The organism is Porphyrobacter sp. THAI-01a, from assembly GCF_056868655.1.
Genome location: NZ_CP180579.1, coordinates 3098940 through 3113060, shown reverse-complemented (window position 1 = coordinate 3113060; position 14121 = coordinate 3098940). Strand labels below are relative to the sequence as shown.

General features: G+C 68.2%; 13 protein-coding genes. 5 read left to right on the top strand and 8 right to left on the bottom strand.

Features of this window, described 5'->3' with window-relative positions; translation table 11 throughout:
• Positions 1-85 precede the first annotated feature (85 nt).
• Positions 86-976 carry a phenylalanine 4-monooxygenase gene (phhA, locus tag ACMX37_RS15005; RefSeq protein WP_483148426.1) on the top strand — a complete coding sequence of 297 codons (891 nt, stop codon included), beginning with the start codon at positions 86-88 and terminating at the stop codon, positions 974-976.
• Between the two features lie 117 nt (positions 977-1093).
• On the opposite strand, the gene ACMX37_RS15000 is transcribed toward phhA, so the two are convergent.
• The 4 genes from ACMX37_RS15000 to ACMX37_RS14985 all read right to left on the bottom strand — a co-directional run bounded on the left by ACMX37_RS15000 (position 1094) and on the right by ACMX37_RS14985 (position 6716).
• Positions 1094-1351, bottom strand: a complete 258-nt coding sequence (locus tag ACMX37_RS15000) for a GlsB/YeaQ/YmgE family stress response membrane protein (protein WP_483146695.1) — start codon at positions 1349-1351, stop codon at positions 1094-1096.
• A gap of 84 nt (positions 1352-1435) precedes the next feature.
• Positions 1436-2239 (bottom strand): undecaprenyl-diphosphate phosphatase, encoded by an 804-nt coding sequence (locus tag ACMX37_RS14995; RefSeq protein ID WP_483146694.1) that lies wholly within the window; start codon positions 2237-2239, stop codon positions 1436-1438.
• Between the two features lie 216 nt (positions 2240-2455).
• Complete coding sequence (locus tag ACMX37_RS14990; RefSeq protein WP_483146693.1) at positions 2456-4615, bottom strand: M13 family metallopeptidase; 2160 nt, start codon at positions 4613-4615, stop codon at positions 2456-2458.
• A 247-nt stretch (positions 4616-4862) separates the two neighbouring features.
• Complete coding sequence (locus ACMX37_RS14985) at positions 4863-6716, bottom strand: ABC transporter transmembrane domain-containing protein (RefSeq protein WP_483146692.1); 1854 nt, start codon at positions 6714-6716, stop codon at positions 4863-4865.
• Positions 6717-6897: 181 nt separating this feature from the next.
• Here ACMX37_RS14985 and ACMX37_RS14980 point away from each other — a divergent pair, with 181 nt between their 5' ends.
• Positions 6898-8136: a polyhydroxyalkanoate depolymerase gene (locus tag ACMX37_RS14980; RefSeq protein WP_483146691.1), complete on the top strand. Its 1239-nt coding sequence runs from the start codon at positions 6898-6900 to the stop codon at positions 8134-8136.
• Between the two features lie 45 nt (positions 8137-8181).
• Here the strand turns inward: ACMX37_RS14980 and ACMX37_RS14975 are convergent, their stop codons facing one another.
• The 3 genes from ACMX37_RS14975 to ung all read right to left on the bottom strand — a co-directional run bounded on the left by ACMX37_RS14975 (position 8182) and on the right by ung (position 10663).
• Entirely contained in the window at positions 8182-8991 is an 810-nt protein-coding gene (locus ACMX37_RS14975) for an outer membrane protein (RefSeq protein ID WP_483146690.1), read from the bottom strand.
• Positions 8992-9197: 206 nt separating this feature from the next.
• Positions 9198-9980 (bottom strand): enoyl-CoA hydratase, encoded by a 783-nt coding sequence (locus tag ACMX37_RS14970; protein WP_483146689.1) that lies wholly within the window; start codon positions 9978-9980, stop codon positions 9198-9200.
• Positions 9980-10663, bottom strand: a complete 684-nt coding sequence (ung, locus tag ACMX37_RS14965; RefSeq protein WP_483146688.1) for a uracil-DNA glycosylase — start codon at positions 10661-10663, stop codon at positions 9980-9982. Before ung ends, ACMX37_RS14970 begins: the two co-directional genes overlap by 1 nt.
• Before the next feature lie 145 nt (positions 10664-10808).
• On the opposite strand from ung, the gene ACMX37_RS14960 reads away from it, so the two are divergent.
• The 3 genes from ACMX37_RS14960 to ACMX37_RS14950 are packed head-to-tail and all read left to right on the top strand — an operon-like array spanning position 10809 to position 12713.
• The gene (locus ACMX37_RS14960) at positions 10809-11429 is read left to right on the top strand and encodes a ribonuclease D (RefSeq protein ID WP_483146687.1); all 621 of its coding nucleotides are present in this window, start codon (positions 10809-10811) and stop codon (positions 11427-11429) included.
• A 25-nt stretch (positions 11430-11454) separates the two neighbouring features.
• Positions 11455-12120 (top strand): LPS export ABC transporter periplasmic protein LptC, encoded by a 666-nt coding sequence (lptC, locus tag ACMX37_RS14955; protein ID WP_483146686.1) that lies wholly within the window; start codon positions 11455-11457, stop codon positions 12118-12120.
• Entirely contained in the window at positions 12120-12713 is a 594-nt protein-coding gene (locus ACMX37_RS14950) for an LptA/OstA family protein (RefSeq protein WP_483146685.1), read from the top strand. The genes lptC and ACMX37_RS14950 overlap by 1 nt, the downstream gene beginning before the upstream one ends.
• A gap of 5 nt (positions 12714-12718) precedes the next feature.
• Here the strand turns inward: ACMX37_RS14950 and ACMX37_RS14945 are convergent, their stop codons facing one another.
• Complete coding sequence (locus ACMX37_RS14945) at positions 12719-14074, bottom strand: sugar transferase (RefSeq protein WP_483146684.1); 1356 nt, start codon at positions 14072-14074, stop codon at positions 12719-12721.
• Positions 14075-14121 lie beyond the last annotated feature (47 nt).

The window sequence follows — 14121 nt, the reverse complement described above, 5'->3', positions numbered from 1 at the left end:
GTCTGCGCGCCGGGAAGGTAGTATCATCTGCAACGATATGGCCACCCTTGCAGACCCCCAGCCCGATTTCGCCACCCTGCCAGAGATGGCGGCGGATGTCTTCACCGCCCCGCTGGCGCGCCCCGCGCATGTGGGCGAGGACTGGCTGGAGCCTGCGCAGACGGCCTACACGCCCGAGGATCACGCCGTCTGGGACGATCTCTTCGCGCGCCAGATGGAGGTACTCCCCGGCCGGGCGTGCAGCGCCTTCATGGCGGGACTCGAGAAGCTCGATCTGGGCAGGGGCGGCATCCCCGAATTCGGGCAGCTCTCCGAGGAACTGGGCGCGCTGACCGGGTGGAGCGTCGTGCCGGTGCCGATGCTGATCCCCGATCACGTGTTCTTCTGGCACCTCGCCAACCGCCGCTTCCCGGCGGGCAACTTCATCCGCACCCGCGAGACCTTCGACTATATCGAGGAGCCCGACGTCTTCCACGACGTGTTCGGCCACGTGCCGATGCTGACCGATCCCGTCTATGCCGACTACATGCAGGAATATGGCCGCGCCGGGTGGAAGGCGATGCGCTACAACCGGCTGAAGGCGCTGGGCGCGCTCTACTGGTACACGGTGGAATTCGGGCTGATCGAGGAACAGGGCAGCGTGCGGGCTTATGGCGCGGGGATCCTGTCAGGCCCGACCGAGGCGAAGTTCGCGGTGGAGGCCGAGAGCCCCAACCGCATCATGCTCAACGTCGACAGGGTGATGCGCACCGATTACGTGATAAGCGACCTGCAACCGACCTATTTCGTGATCGAGAGCTTCCAGGACCTCTACCGTCAGACGGTGGAGCGCGATTTCGACCGCCTCTATCGCAGCCTTCCCGCCGGGTTCACCTATGCGAACAGCGCGGTGATCGATGTCGACAACGTGCTGCACCGGGGCACGCAGGAATACCACCTGCGCGGTGGGCGCGGCAGCGGGGCAACCCCGGTCTAGGTTCTTCACGAAACCCCGATGCCGAAGGCGACGCAACGCCGAATGGCCGCCGCGGCCTATGCGGTGAAAGCCAAGGCGGACGCAGGTCCGCCGCCCCGCGCTTGAGGGCGCAACAAACTACGCGCGTGCCCTGCGACGGATCAGGGCGTGGTAGAGCACCAGCGCCACCCCCGTCGCGGCCAGCGCGACGCCGAGGCTGAGGAAGGACAGGCTGCCGATGATCGTGCCGTCGTTGGCGATCTCGCCCGCGACCACCGCGACCAGCGTGCCCAGCACCACTTGCCGCAGGATGTCGCCCGGCGCCTCGGTCCGCGCGAGGATCGAGGCCAGCCAGCCCAGAGTTGCCCCCAACACGATCAGCACCAGCAACGCCATTTTACCCGAAATCTCCGTCTTCGCCGCCCTGTCGCGGTCCGACTCCCTAACCAGCAGGCGCGCGGACGGTTCCAGAAAATTGCTTCAGACGAGCGTAAGCCAGACGAGGCCGGCTGAACCGATCACGATGCGGTACCAGGCGAACGGCGCGAAACCGATCTTGGTGACGATCGCGATGAACAGCTTGACCACCACCAGCGCGACCACGAAGCCCGCGAGCGAGCCGATCCCGATCAGCTCGATATCGCGCGCGGTGAGGTCCGATCCGTATTTCGCCAGCTGATAGACGGTCGCGCCCGACAGCGTCGGCACGGCGAGGAAGAAGCTGAATTCGGCCGCCGTCTTGCGGTCCACCCCGAAGGCCATCGCGCCGAGAATGGTCGCGCCCGAACGGCTGACACCGGGGATCATGGCGAGGCACTGGACCACGCCGATCAGGATCGAGGTGCGCAAGGGGACGCCCGCCACGCCCGGCCCTTCTGCGGGAGGGTTGGCCCAGCGTTCGATCGCGAGGATCGCCACCCCGCCGAGGATAAGCGTCCAGCACACCAGCACGGCATTGCCGAGGAAGCTCTCGATGATGTCGCCGAAGGCGAGGCCCAGCAGCACCGCCGGGAAGAAGGCGACGAGGAGGTTGCGCACGAAGGCGAGCGCGCCCTTCTCCAGCCCGAACAGCCCCTTGGCCACGTCCCAGAAGGTGCGCCAGTAGAGCACCACGATGGCAAGGATCGCGGCGGGCTGGATCGCGATGTTGAACACCTCCCACTCGCGCTGGTCGAAGCCCAGCAGCTCGGTGGCGAGGATCAGGTGCCCGGTCGAGGACACGGGGAGGAACTCGGTCAGCCCTTCGAGGATGCCGAGCAGGATGGCGGCCAGAGTGTCGGTCATGGGCGCACCGCTTCGACGAGCGGGAGCAGGGTGTCAACGTAAAGTGAAATCGCCTGCCAGCCAAAACCCGTCGCCCCGTGCCTGACACGGGGCTGGGCTTCTTGGGTCGGCGTGCAGCAGAAGAAAGCCGAACCCCGAGTCAGGCACGGGACGACGGAGATGGAATTCTGGAAACTGGAGGGCCCGCGCGGTTCACCCGGCGGGCCCTCGAAACCATTACCAGATCCGGACGCGCTGTTCGGGCGGCAGGTACATCGCATCGCCGGGCTTGACGCCGAAGGCCTCGTACCATTCGTCGAGCTGCCGCACCACGCCGTTGACCCGGTATTCCTCGGGGGAGTGGCTGTCGGTGCGCAGGCGGTTGCGGTAGTTCTCCTCGCGCTGCGTCGAGCGCCACACCTGCGCCCAGGCAAGGAAGAAGCGCTGGTCGCCGGTGAGGCCGTCGATCACCGGCACCTCCTTGCCCTTGGTCGCGATCTTGTAGGCGCGGTAGGCCATCGACAGGCCGCCGACATCGCCGATGTTCTCGCCCAGCGTCAGGCGCCCGTTGACGCAGGTCTTGCCCTCGTCGAGCGGGCAGAAGGCGTCATACTGGGCGACCAGACGGTTGCCGAGCGTGTCGAAGGCGGCGCGGTCGGCATCGGTCCACCAGTTGCGCAGCGCGCCGGTGGCGTCGGACTTCGAGCCCTGGTCGTCGAAGCCGTGGCCCATCTCGTGCCCGATCACCCCGCCGATCGCGCCGTAGTTCACCGCGATGTCGTTGGTGAGCGCGAAGAAGGGCTGCTGGAGGATGCCCGCCGGGAAAACGATCTCGTTCTTCACCGGGCTGTAATAGGCGTTCACCGTCTGCGGCAGCATCGACCATTCGGTGCGGTCGATGGGCTCGCCGAGCTTGGCGGTGTTGTCCGCCCGCCGCCACTTCGCCGCAGCCATGCGGTTGGCGACCGGGTTGCCCGCCGTGATTGCAAGGCCATCATAGGTCTCGAGATTGGGGCGGTAGCCGATCTTGGGATCGAAGCTCGCCAGCTTGGCGCGGGCCTCGGCCTTGGTCGCCTCGCCCATCCAGGTGATCTCGTTGATCGATTCCCCCAGCGCGAGGCGCAGGTTGGCGACCAGCTCGTCCATCGCCGCCTTGTTCTCGGGCGGGAAGTAGCGCGCGACATAGGCCTTGCCGACCAGCTCGCCGATCAGCCCCTCGGTCTCGCCGATGGCGCGCTTCCAGCGCGGGCGCTGTTCGGGCGTGCCGCGCAGGGTCTTGCCGAAGAACTCGAAATTCGCCGCATCGAAGCGCGCCGGCAGGACGGCGGCATGATCGGAGAGGAACTCCTTGATCATCCACGCCTTGAGCGTCTCGACCGGGGTGTCGCCGAGCATCGCGAACATCCCCGGCAGGCCCGATCCGATCTTGGCGCGGGTCGCCTCGTCGAGCTTGTATTGCGCGATCTCCTCGGCCGTCGGCGGCATCAGCGCGACCACGAAGCCGGGGCTCTGCGCGATCCCGATCTGCTCCAGCATCGCCGTGACCGGCACCTTGCCGCCGATCGCGCCGAGCTCGTCGGCGGTCAGGAGGTTGTAGGTGAGGTCGCGGTTGCGGCGCACCGCGCGGTCCCAGGCGACCTCGCGGGCGATGCGGTCCTCGAAGGCATAGACTGCCGCGGCCTGCGCCTCGGGGTCTTCATAGCCCGCCTCGCCGAGCAGGAAGGCGAGATAGGACTTGTACTTGTCCTGGATCGCGCGCCCCTTGTCCGAGGTGTCGAGATAGTAGTCGCGGTCGGGCAGGCCGAGCCCGCCGAAGCCGACCTGCGCGATGTGGCGGTCGGGCTGTTTGGCGTCGATCCCGACCGAGGCGCTGAGCGGACTGGCGAAGCCCGGTTCGGCCCACAGCTTCGCCAGATCATCGAGCGTGGTCGCGGCGGCGATGCGGTCGAGGAACGGCTTGGCCGGGGCGAGGCCCGCCGCCTCGATCGCCGCGGTGTCGAGATAGGTGCGATAGGCATCGAGGATGCGCTTCTCGTCGCCCGAAAGGCTGGCGGGATCGCGCGCGGCGAGATCGTCCATCAGCGCCTTGACGTCGGCGACGCTCTTTTCGCCCAAGAGGACGAAGGCCCCGATGCGGCTGAACTCGGGCGGGAGCGGATTGGCGTCGATCCACTTCTTGTTGGCATAGGCATTGAAATCGTCGCCCGGCTTGATGTCGGTGGCGATGTAGGCCGGATCGAAGCCCCAGGTGCCGAAGCTGATGGTCGGCAGGTCGGAACCGGTGTCGGCGCTCTGGAGCGTCTCGATCTCGCCCGCATGGTCATGCGTATCGGCCAGCGCGGGGGCGGCGAGTGCAAGCAGGCTCGCCCCGATGAGGGCGGCGGTCTTGTGGATCATGGTGTTCTCGAGTCCCTGAGAATTGCGACAGGATGTCGGCGTGACGTCACAGTAACGTCGCACAGGGCGAAGGGTTGCGCTTCGTCGAGACAGGGCGTGGTTCGTCGATTTGTCTGGGGGCCACCTCCGGTGGCGCAGACCGCCCGCCCCGCCTCCCCACCCGGCCACCACAACATAGTGGTACTATTGGTGGCCGGGTGGGGAGGCGGGGCGGGTGGTCTGCATCGCGCGTCAGCGCGACCGCAAACTAAGCCGCGTCGGCGGTGAACTGGAGCCTTGCGAGGCGCGCGTAGAGCCCGCCCGCCTTGGTCAGGGCCTCGTGGGTGCCCTGTTCGACGATCCGGCCCTCGTCGAGCACCACGATCCGGTCGGCTGCGCGCACCGTGGCAAGGCGGTGGGCGATCACCAGCGTGGTGCGGCCCTGCATCAGCCCTTCGAGCGCCTGCTGGACGAGCTGCTCGCTCTCGGCATCCAGTGCGCTGGTCGCCTCGTCGAGCAGCAGGATCGGCGCATCGCGCAAGAGCGCGCGGGCGATGGCGATGCGCTGCTGCTGCCCGCCCGAAAGCTGCGTCCCGCCCTCGCCCAGATGGGTGTCGAGCCCCTGCGGCAGGGCGCGCAGGAAGTTTTCGGCATTGGCGGCCCGGGCGGCCTGCCAGATCTGCTCGTCGGTGGCGTCCCACTTGCCGTAGCGCAGGTTGTCGCGCGCATTGGCGCTGAACAGCACGCCGACCTGCGGGACGAGCGCGATGCGCGAGCGGATGTCGGCCGGATCGGCGCTGGTCAGCGGCACCCCGTCGAGCCGGATGGTGCCGCCCTGCGGATCGTAGAACCGTTCGACCAGCTGGAAGATCGTCGACTTGCCCGCCCCCGAGGGGCCGACGATGGCGATGGTCTCGCCCGGCTCGATCTCGAGCGTGAAGTCCCTGAGCGCCGGACTGTCGGGGCGGGCGGGATAGCGGAAGGTCACGTTGCGGAAGGAAAGGCTGCCGCGCGCCGGCTCGGGCAGGCGCTCGGGCCGGGCGGGGGGCGCGATGTCGGGCTTCGCCTCGAGCAGTTCGGCCAGCCGGCTCGCCGCGCCCGCGCCGCGCAGCAGATCGCCGTAGACTTCCGTGAGCGCGCCGAAGGCCCCCGCGACCAGCCCGCCGACCAGCACGAAGGCGGCGATGGTGCCGCCCGTGATCTCGCCCGCCGCCACCGCCAGCGCGCCGCGCCACATCACCATCGTCACCGCGCCGAACACCAGCAGGATCACCAGCGACGTCATCGCCGCGCGCAGCAGGATGCGCCGCCGGGCGGTCTCGAAGGTGGTCTCGACCACCCTCGCGAACCGCTCGCCCTCGCGGCGCTCCTGCCCGAAGCTCTGGACGATCTTCATCGCCGAGAGCACCTCGGTGACATAGGCGCCGACATCGGCGATCCGATCCTGGCTGGTGCGCGAGACGGTGCGGATGCGGCGGCCGAAGAACACGATCGGCACCACGATCAGCGGGATCGCCAGCAAGAGGCCGAGCGTCAGCGTCGGCGCGAGATAGAACAGCATCACGATCCCGCCGATCGCGGTCAGCGTGTTCCTGAGCGCGATCGACACCGTGCCGCCCACCACGTTCTCGATGATCGTGGTGTCGCTGGTCATCCGGCTGGAGATTTCCTTGGGGCTGTTGACCTCGTAGAAGCCGGGCGAGAGGCGCAGCAGGTTCTGCTGCACCTTCAGGCGCAGGTCGGCCACCACCCGCTCGCCGATCCAGCTGACGAAATAGAAGCGGAAGGCGGTGCCGACGCCGAGGATCACCACGATCATCAGCAGGTACTGGAACGCCCGGGCGATGTCGTCGGTGCTGCTCGCGCCCGAGAAGCCCTCGTCGATGATCACCTTGAAGCGATAGGGGATCGCCAGCGTCGCCGCCGAGGTGATGACCAGTGCGGTGAGCGCGAAGGCGATCTGGCGCGGGTATTGCAGCGCCGCGCCGAAAACCATGCGGAGCGGCGCGAGCGTGCGCGATTTCGGCGGGGGTTCGTCCGTCCCGGGCAGCACGGCCTCGGCGCCTTCCGGCAGCTCGTCGGAGGCGGTCTCGGGGTCGCGCGTGGGGTGTTCGCCGTGCATGATCGCTGGCCTCTAGCCGCAGGGCTCGCGAATTTCACGTGCAAAAATCGGGGGCCCGCACGGCTGCCGGGTTTGCCACCTATGCAATTGTGCGTTGCACAATCGAATGCGAAAGCGCATTTGTGGTCGCAAGGCGCCACGGGGATAAGGCGCCAGACCGTTCGTCGCCGCGAGGAAACCGATGCTTTATCACGCCTACGAGCTCCAGCGCAGCTGGATGAACAGCGCCAGCGCGCTTGCTTCGATCAGCGCAGGGATGCTCTCCAACCCGGCCAATCCCTTCGGATACATGGGCATGGGCCCGCTGGTCGCCAACGCGCTCGATGTCTTCGCCCACGCCACCGCCCATTACGGCAAGCCCGAATTCGGGATCGCCTCGGTCACGATCGATGGCCGGCCGCATGCCGTGACGCAATCGACCGTGCTGAAGCGCCCCTTCGGCGATCTGCTGCGCTTCCGCGTCGAAGGCACCCCTTCGGACCGCCCGCGCCTGCTGATCGTCGCGCCGATGAGCGGCCACTATGCCACCCTGCTGCGCGGCACGGTGGAGCGGATGCTGGAATCGGCCGAGGTCTTCATCACCGACTGGGCCGACGCCAAGATGGTGCCGGCGAGCGCGGGCAAGTTCGATCTCGACGACTACATCGACTACCTGATGGAGTTCGCCGAGCACGTCCACGGCGAGGCGAGCGGAGCGCGCATCCACATGATGGCGGTGTGCCAGCCGTCGGTCCCTGCTTTCGCCGCGACCGCGCTGCTCAATCTCCACAAGTCCCCCGCGACCCCTGCCACCCTCACGATGATGGGCGGCCCGATCGACACGCGCGAGTGCCCCACGGTCGTCAACAACATGGCGATGCAGCGCCCGATCGAATGGTTCCGCCAGTCGGTGATCGCCACGGTGCCGATGAAGTACCCGGGCAGCGGGCGGCGGGTCTATCCGGGCTTCATGCAGCTTTCCGCCTTCATGAGCATGAACCTCTCGAGCCACATGATGAGCCATTACGAGATGTTCAAGCACCTCACCATCGGCGACGAGGAAAGCGCGCAGGCGACCAAGGACTTCTACGACGAATACCGTTCGGTCTGCGACATGACCGCGGAATTCTACCTCCAGACCGTCGAGGAGGTGTTCCAGAAGCACTCGATCCCCAAGGGCGAGTTCCGCCACAAGGGCGAGCTGGTGGACATCACCCGCATCACCGACACCGCGCTGCTCGCCATCGAGGGCGAGCGCGACGATATCTCCGGCCTCGGCCAGACCCGCGCCGCGCTGAAGCTCACCCCGGGCCTGCCCGAGACGATGAAGCGCTACTACATGGCCGAGGGCGCGGGGCATTACGGCATCTTCAACGGCTCGCGCTGGCGCACCAAGGTCGCGCCGGTGGTCGAGGAATGGATCGCCGCCCACGCAGGGTGAAGGGCACGGGAGCAGCCCAAGGCTGCCCCCGTGCGGCAAGTGTCGTCAGAAGCGGTAGGTCAGCACCGCCTTGACCGTCTGGATGTCGAAGGAATCGCCCGCGCGCCGGAAGTCGACGCCGTTCGCCAGCACGAAGGGATTGGTCGCGCCGGCGGTGCCCTGGCCGACGCGGATCAGCGTGTCGTCCGCGCCGTAGCCGGTGTAGAGATACTCGACCCCGAGCGAGACGTTCTTGCCAAGCTTCTGCTCGATCCCGGCGCCCAGCTGGTAGCCCCAGGTCTCGTCGTCCTCGAGCACGGTGAAGGAGTTGGCCGTGTTGCTGGTCTCGAAGGACTGGTCGAGCTTGGCATAGGCCACGCCGCCGGTCGCGTAGATCAGGGTCTTCGCGGCGGGGGTGAAGCCGGCGCGCAGACGCAGCGCGGCGGTGTAATCGATCTCGCGGGTCATGGTGTAGAACGCGGGCGTGGTGCTGAAGGCCGCCACCGAATCCCGCAGGTCGGCGGTGCCGATCTCGGCGACGGCGCCGATCACCAGCTTGCCCATCTGGCTGTCATAGCCGAACCGGCCCGCGAAGCCCACGCCGTCGGAGTCGCTGCGGCAGTTGCTGTTCTGCGTCGAGGTTGCCGCGCCGCCGCAGAAGCCCGGCGAGAAGGCGTTGGCGCCCGCAGCGGTGGTCACGCTTTCGCCGAAGGTGCCGTTGGAGCCGCGGTCGAAGCTGATCGTTTCGCCGCTGTCGCCCGCCTGGAAATCGTAGCCGATCGAGGCGCCGGCGTAGAAGCCGTCGAACTCGTCCTCGGCCTGGACGGGCACGGCAACGAGGACCGCCGAAAGGGCGGCGAGGGAAAGTGCTTTCATCAGGTTCTCCGGAATTGCGTTGCATATCCCAGCTTCGCTGGGGTGACGGAGCGGGGCGCCCGCCCGGGTCGAAAGCGTCGCGGCCCCCTCCGTCACCTCGAATATACGAGAACCTGCAGATACCGGATGCACCCGGGCCGGTCAGATTTTTTCGCGATCACAAGGGATCAGAGCGCGGAGCCCTGCGGGAGGCTCACTGATGCGCCTCAGGTCTGCCCTCGCCCGCGCTCCTGCACGGCGGCGCGTCGGGCCTCGACCTCCTCGGGGGCGACCGCTCTGTTGGCGGCGCTGGAACGCTCCGCCTCGATCGCCAGCCCCTCGCCGAAGCTGGCCGCATAACCGTCGTCGATGAGGCGCTTGTAGAGGCCGAGGAATGCGGGATCGATCCCCGCCATGTCGCCCGCCAGCTTGCGGGCCAGCGGCAGCAGGTCTTCCGGCGCGACCACGTGGTTGACGAGGCCCCAGGCGTGCGCCGTCGCGGCGTCGAGGAAGTTGCCGGTGAAGGCGAGCTCCTTCGCGCGCGAAATCCCGATCATGCGCGAAAGCTTCTGGGACAGCCCCCAGCCCGGCACGATCCCGACCCGCGCGTGGGTATCGGCGAAGCGGGCGTTGGTGCTGGCGACCAGCACGTCGCAGGCGAGCGCGACCTCGAAGCCGCCGGTGATCGCGACCCCGTTGATCGCGCCGATGACGGGCTTGCGGCACAGCTCGATCGCCTTGACCGGATTGTCCGCCGGGTCGGTGGCATTGGCGCTGCCGAGCGCGCCTTCCTCGCTGCCCAGTTCCTTGAGATCGAGCCCGGCGGTGAAGGCACGTGTCCCCGCGCCGGTGAGGATCACCACCCGCACCGCCCCGTCCGCGTCCACGGCGCGCATCACCTCGGCAAGGCGCTTCCTGAGCGCGCGGTTCAGCGCGTTCATCGCCTGGGGGCGGTTGAGGGTGACGGTGGCGATACCCTCGGCCACCTCGCACAGGATCACGTCGTCCATCACAAACTCCAGTCTATGCGCCCGCGCCCCGCGGCTTCCAGAAAGGCGTTGGCCTGGCTGAAGGGGCGCGAGCCGAAAAAGCCGTTGTGGGCGGAGAGCGGGCTGGGGTGGGCCGAAGTCAGCACCAGATGGTGGGAGGACCGGCCCAGCGCGGGAACCCGCGAAGCCTTCTTCCTCGCATGGCTGCCCCACAGGATGAAGACCGTCGGCCGCTCGCTTGCCGCCACGGCCGCGACGCAGGCATCAGTCACCGCGTCCCACCCCCGCCCCGCATGGCTCCCCGCGAGGCCCGCCTCGACCGTCAGCGTGTTGTTGAGCAGCAGCACGCCCTGCTCCGCCCAGCGCGTCAGGTCGCCGCCGGCGGGGCGGGGCAGGCCGAGATCGCTCTCGAGTTCCTTGTAGATGTTGACCAGCGAGGGCGGCGGTCGCACCCCGGCACGCACCGAAAAGGCGAGGCCGTGCGCCTGCCCGGGCCCGTGATAGGGATCCTGCCCCAGGATCACGCAGCGCACCTGGTCGAGCGGGGTCAGCGCCAGCGCCGCGAGGCGTTGCCCGCGCGGGGGATAGACCACCTTGCCCGCCGCCTCCTCGGCCTTCAGCCAGCCGCCGAGCTTGCGTGCTTCGGGGGCGGCGAGCACCGGCTCCAGCACCGGCCGCCAGCTTTCGGGGAGGGTTTCGGACAATTCTGAGCTCCGTTCGCCTCGAGCGCAGTCGAGAGGCCCGTCACAGGTGTCTCGACCGCGCTCGACACGAACGGGTTAGTGCAGGGGGTCGACCCGCGCCACTCGCCCCTTCCCCTCTTTCCCCAATGCGCGTAGGGCGAGGGGCATGGCAGTGCATTTTCACGAAGAGGATCTCCCCGCAGGCGTGCTGGCCGGAAGCGGGGCGCTCGCGGTCGACACCGAGACGATGGGCCTCGTCACCCACCGCGACAGGCTGTGCGTCGTCCAGATCTCCGACGGCAGCGGCGACGAGCATCTCGTGCGCTTCAATCCCGGCAGCCGCTACGACGCGCCCAACCTCAAGGCGCTGCTCGGCGACCCGTCGCGCGAGAAGATCTACCACTTCGCCCGCTTCGATCTCGCCGCGATCCATTACTACCTCGGCGTCATGGCGGGTCCGGTGTTCTGCACCAAGATCGCGAGCAAGCTGACCCGCACCTATACCGACCGCCACGGCCTCAAGAACCTCGTCGAGGAACTGCTGGGGGAGAGCATCTCGAAGCAGCAGCAGTCGAGCGACTGGGGCGGGCCGGTGATCACCGATCCGCAGCGCGATTATGCCGCCTCCGACGTGCGCTATCTCCACCGCCTGCGCGCCGAGCTGGCGACGCGGCTGGAGCGAGAGGGGCGCACGGGAATCGCCCAGGCCTGCTTCGATTTCCTGCCCACCCGCGCGCTGCTCGACATCGCCGGCTGGGCCGAGAACGACATCTTCAGCCACATGTAAGGATCGAGGCGGCAGAGGCGCGAGCATGGCCCCGGAGCAGAGCATCGAGACCAGCGAGGCCCGGCTGTTGCGCAGCCGGCGGCAGGCTTTCGCTGCGCCGGGCGGATCGCATGACCGGCTGGTGCGCATCCTCGCCCGGGCGCTGCCGATGGGCGTGGGGGTGATCGCCGCGCTGATGGTCATCACTCCGCTTTCCCCGCGCGGCGAGGTCAGCTTCCTGCTCGACCGCAACAAGGTCGCGCTGATCGACGAGCGCCTGTCGGTCGACAACGCCATGTATCGCGGGCGCGACAACCAGGGCCGGCCCTTCTCGCTGCTGGCGGGCGAGGCGGTGCAGCGGTCGAGCGTCGAGGGGCTGGTGCGGATGCAGGACCTCGTCGCCCAGCTGCTCCTGACCGAGGGCCCCGCGCGCCTCAGCGCCGACGGCGGCACCTACGACATCGACGCCGAGACCGTCGCGGTCGACGGGCCGGTGCGGCTCACCGCCTCGGACGGCTACGCCATGACCGCGAGGGGCGTTTCGGTCGATCTCAAGTCGCGCACCATGCGCGGCGATTCGGGCGTGTCGGGCGAGGTCCCGGCGGGCACCTTCTCCGCCGACACGCTCAGCGCCGATCTCGGCGCGCGCACCATCACGCTCGAGGGCAATGCCCGCTTCACCATGATTCCCGGCCAGTTGAGGATGCCGTGATGCCCGATCAGACCGCCGCCGTCCGCCGCACGCCCGTCAAGCGCCTCGCCCTCGTCTGGGGGATCGGCGGCTTCGCGCTGACCGCTGCGCTGGCAGGAGGCATGAACCTCGCCGCGCAAGGCATCGCCCGCCACGATTCCAACGCGCCTGTCACCTACGATGCGGGCAAGTTCGTGTTCGACGATCGCGGCAACCAGGCCATCGCCAGCGGCGGGGTGATCCTCACGCAGGCGGGCCTGCGCGTCCAGTCGGACCGGATGCTGGTGAACTTCACCGATGCCGCCGGCCAGCTCGAGATCCAGCGCATCACCGCCACCGGCGGGGTGGTCGTCACCCGCGGCGACGAGCGCGCCAGCGGCGACAATGCGATCTACGACTTCAACCGCCGGATCATCACCATGGCCGGCAATGTCCGTCTGCGCCGCGGGAGCGACACCCTGAACGGCGGGCGGCTGGTGATCGACCTCCAGAGCGGGCTGTCCACCGTCGACGGCTCCGCCGCGGGCACCAGCGCCGCGCCGGGGGCGCCTGCCGGCCGCGGCCGCGTGACCGGCACCTTCAACGTGCCGCAGGACCGCAAGCAGCCGAACTAGGAAGGCTAGTAGGCGTTCTCGTGCCGCAGCACGAGGACGGTGCGCAGCACGATGCCGATATCGTGCGGGAGCGACCAGCTGGCGATATATTCGAGATCGGACTGCAACCGGTCGGTCAGGTCCTTCTCGTGCTCGGTCGCGCCGCGATGGCCGCGCACCTGGGCAAGGCCGGTCAGCCCGGGCTTGAGGCAGTGGCGCTGCCAGTACTTGCGGTCGATATCCCAGAAATACTTGTTGTTCGCCTGCGACCCGAGCGCGTGCGGGCGCGGGCCGACGATCGACATGTCGCCCTTGAGCACGTTGAGCAGCTGCGGCAGCTCGTCGATGCTGGTGCGGCGGATGAAGGCGCCGATGCGGGTGATCCGGTCGTCATCGCGCGAGGCCGAACGGTTGCCGTCGTGGTCGAGCTTCTCCTGACGCATCGAACGGAACTTGAACATGTCGAAGAACTGGTTGCCGCGTCCGAGGCGGCGCTGGATGAACAGCACCGGCCCGCCGTCCTCGAGCTTGATCAGCACCGCCACCGCGATCAGCACGGGCGACAGCACCAGCAGCCCGGCTGCGGCCGCCGTGATGTCGAACAGGCGCTTGATGATCCGCGCGCGCAGGCCGAGCGGACCGGTCGAGACCACCAGCGTCGTGCGGTCGAGATCGTCGTAGCGATGCACCCCGACCGCGCCGAGGCTGTGCGCCGGCTCGCTGACGATCTCGCCATAGACGCCCGCGCACTTGAGCAGGAAGGCCCAGTCCTCGCGGCGCTCGCGCGGGCAGCTCACCACCACCTGGTCCTGGTTGCGCAGGAGCTTGCCGAGGCGGTCGAGCATGAAGGGATCGTGGCTCGTCGGATCGAGGTTGAAATCGGCCGCCGAGATGCGATCCGCCCCCTCGAAGGGGAAGCTCTCGCCGCCATCGTCGATCACCAGCCGGTTCACCACCCGCCCGTTCCACTGGCGCGCGATGAACAGCGCCACCGCCCGGCGCAGCGCCACCAGCAGGAGACCGGTGAAAACGAGGCCGATCGTCACCGAGGCGCGCGAGAAGTCGCTGTTCGACTTGGTGTAGAAGCCGACGAAGTTGATCAGCGCGGCCGAGATCATCAACGCCGTAACCGCCTTGCGCGACGCGAACATCCAGTCGACCAGCGCCTCGAGACCGTAGGTGCGGTTGTAGAGGCCGATGGTGAAGTAGGCGGGCAGCAGCACCTGCGCTGCCAGCATGGCGCGCGGGTCGGCCCAGGTGTTCTCCCAGAGCAGCGAGGCGAGCGCGAAACTGAAGTTGAAAAGGACCGCGTCCGCCGCCAGCATCAGCACATAGGAGCGCAGCCGCCGTCGCTCGAGCGACGGCGCCGCCTTGCTCTCCACGGACTGGAGGCGAACGGATTCCAGCAATTTCGGCGTGACGCGATTCA

Excerpts from the sequence above, each read along its gene's own strand:
- phhA (WP_483148426.1), top strand. The coding sequence starts at position 86 with ATGGCGGCGGATGTCTTCACCGCCCCGCTGGCGCGCCCCGCGCATGTG.
- ACMX37_RS15000 (WP_483146695.1), bottom strand. The coding sequence starts at position 1,351 with ATGGCGTTGCTGGTGCTGATCGTGTTGGGGGCAACTCTGGGCTGGCTG.
- ACMX37_RS14995 (WP_483146694.1), bottom strand. The coding sequence starts at position 2,239 with ATGACCGACACTCTGGCCGCCATCCTGCTCGGCATCCTCGAAGGGCTG.
- ACMX37_RS14990 (WP_483146693.1), bottom strand. The coding sequence starts at position 4,615 with ATGATCCACAAGACCGCCGCCCTCATCGGGGCGAGCCTGCTTGCACTC.
- ACMX37_RS14985 (WP_483146692.1), bottom strand. The coding sequence starts at position 6,716 with ATGCACGGCGAACACCCCACGCGCGACCCCGAGACCGCCTCCGACGAG.
- ACMX37_RS14980 (WP_483146691.1), top strand. The coding sequence starts at position 6,898 with ATGCTTTATCACGCCTACGAGCTCCAGCGCAGCTGGATGAACAGCGCC.
- ACMX37_RS14975 (WP_483146690.1), bottom strand. The coding sequence starts at position 8,991 with ATGAAAGCACTTTCCCTCGCCGCCCTTTCGGCGGTCCTCGTTGCCGTG.
- ACMX37_RS14970 (WP_483146689.1), bottom strand. The coding sequence starts at position 9,980 with ATGGACGACGTGATCCTGTGCGAGGTGGCCGAGGGTATCGCCACCGTC.
- ACMX37_RS14960 (WP_483146687.1), top strand. The coding sequence starts at position 10,809 with ATGGCAGTGCATTTTCACGAAGAGGATCTCCCCGCAGGCGTGCTGGCC.
- lptC (WP_483146686.1), top strand. The coding sequence starts at position 11,455 with ATGGCCCCGGAGCAGAGCATCGAGACCAGCGAGGCCCGGCTGTTGCGC.
- ACMX37_RS14950 (WP_483146685.1), top strand. The coding sequence starts at position 12,120 with ATGCCCGATCAGACCGCCGCCGTCCGCCGCACGCCCGTCAAGCGCCTC.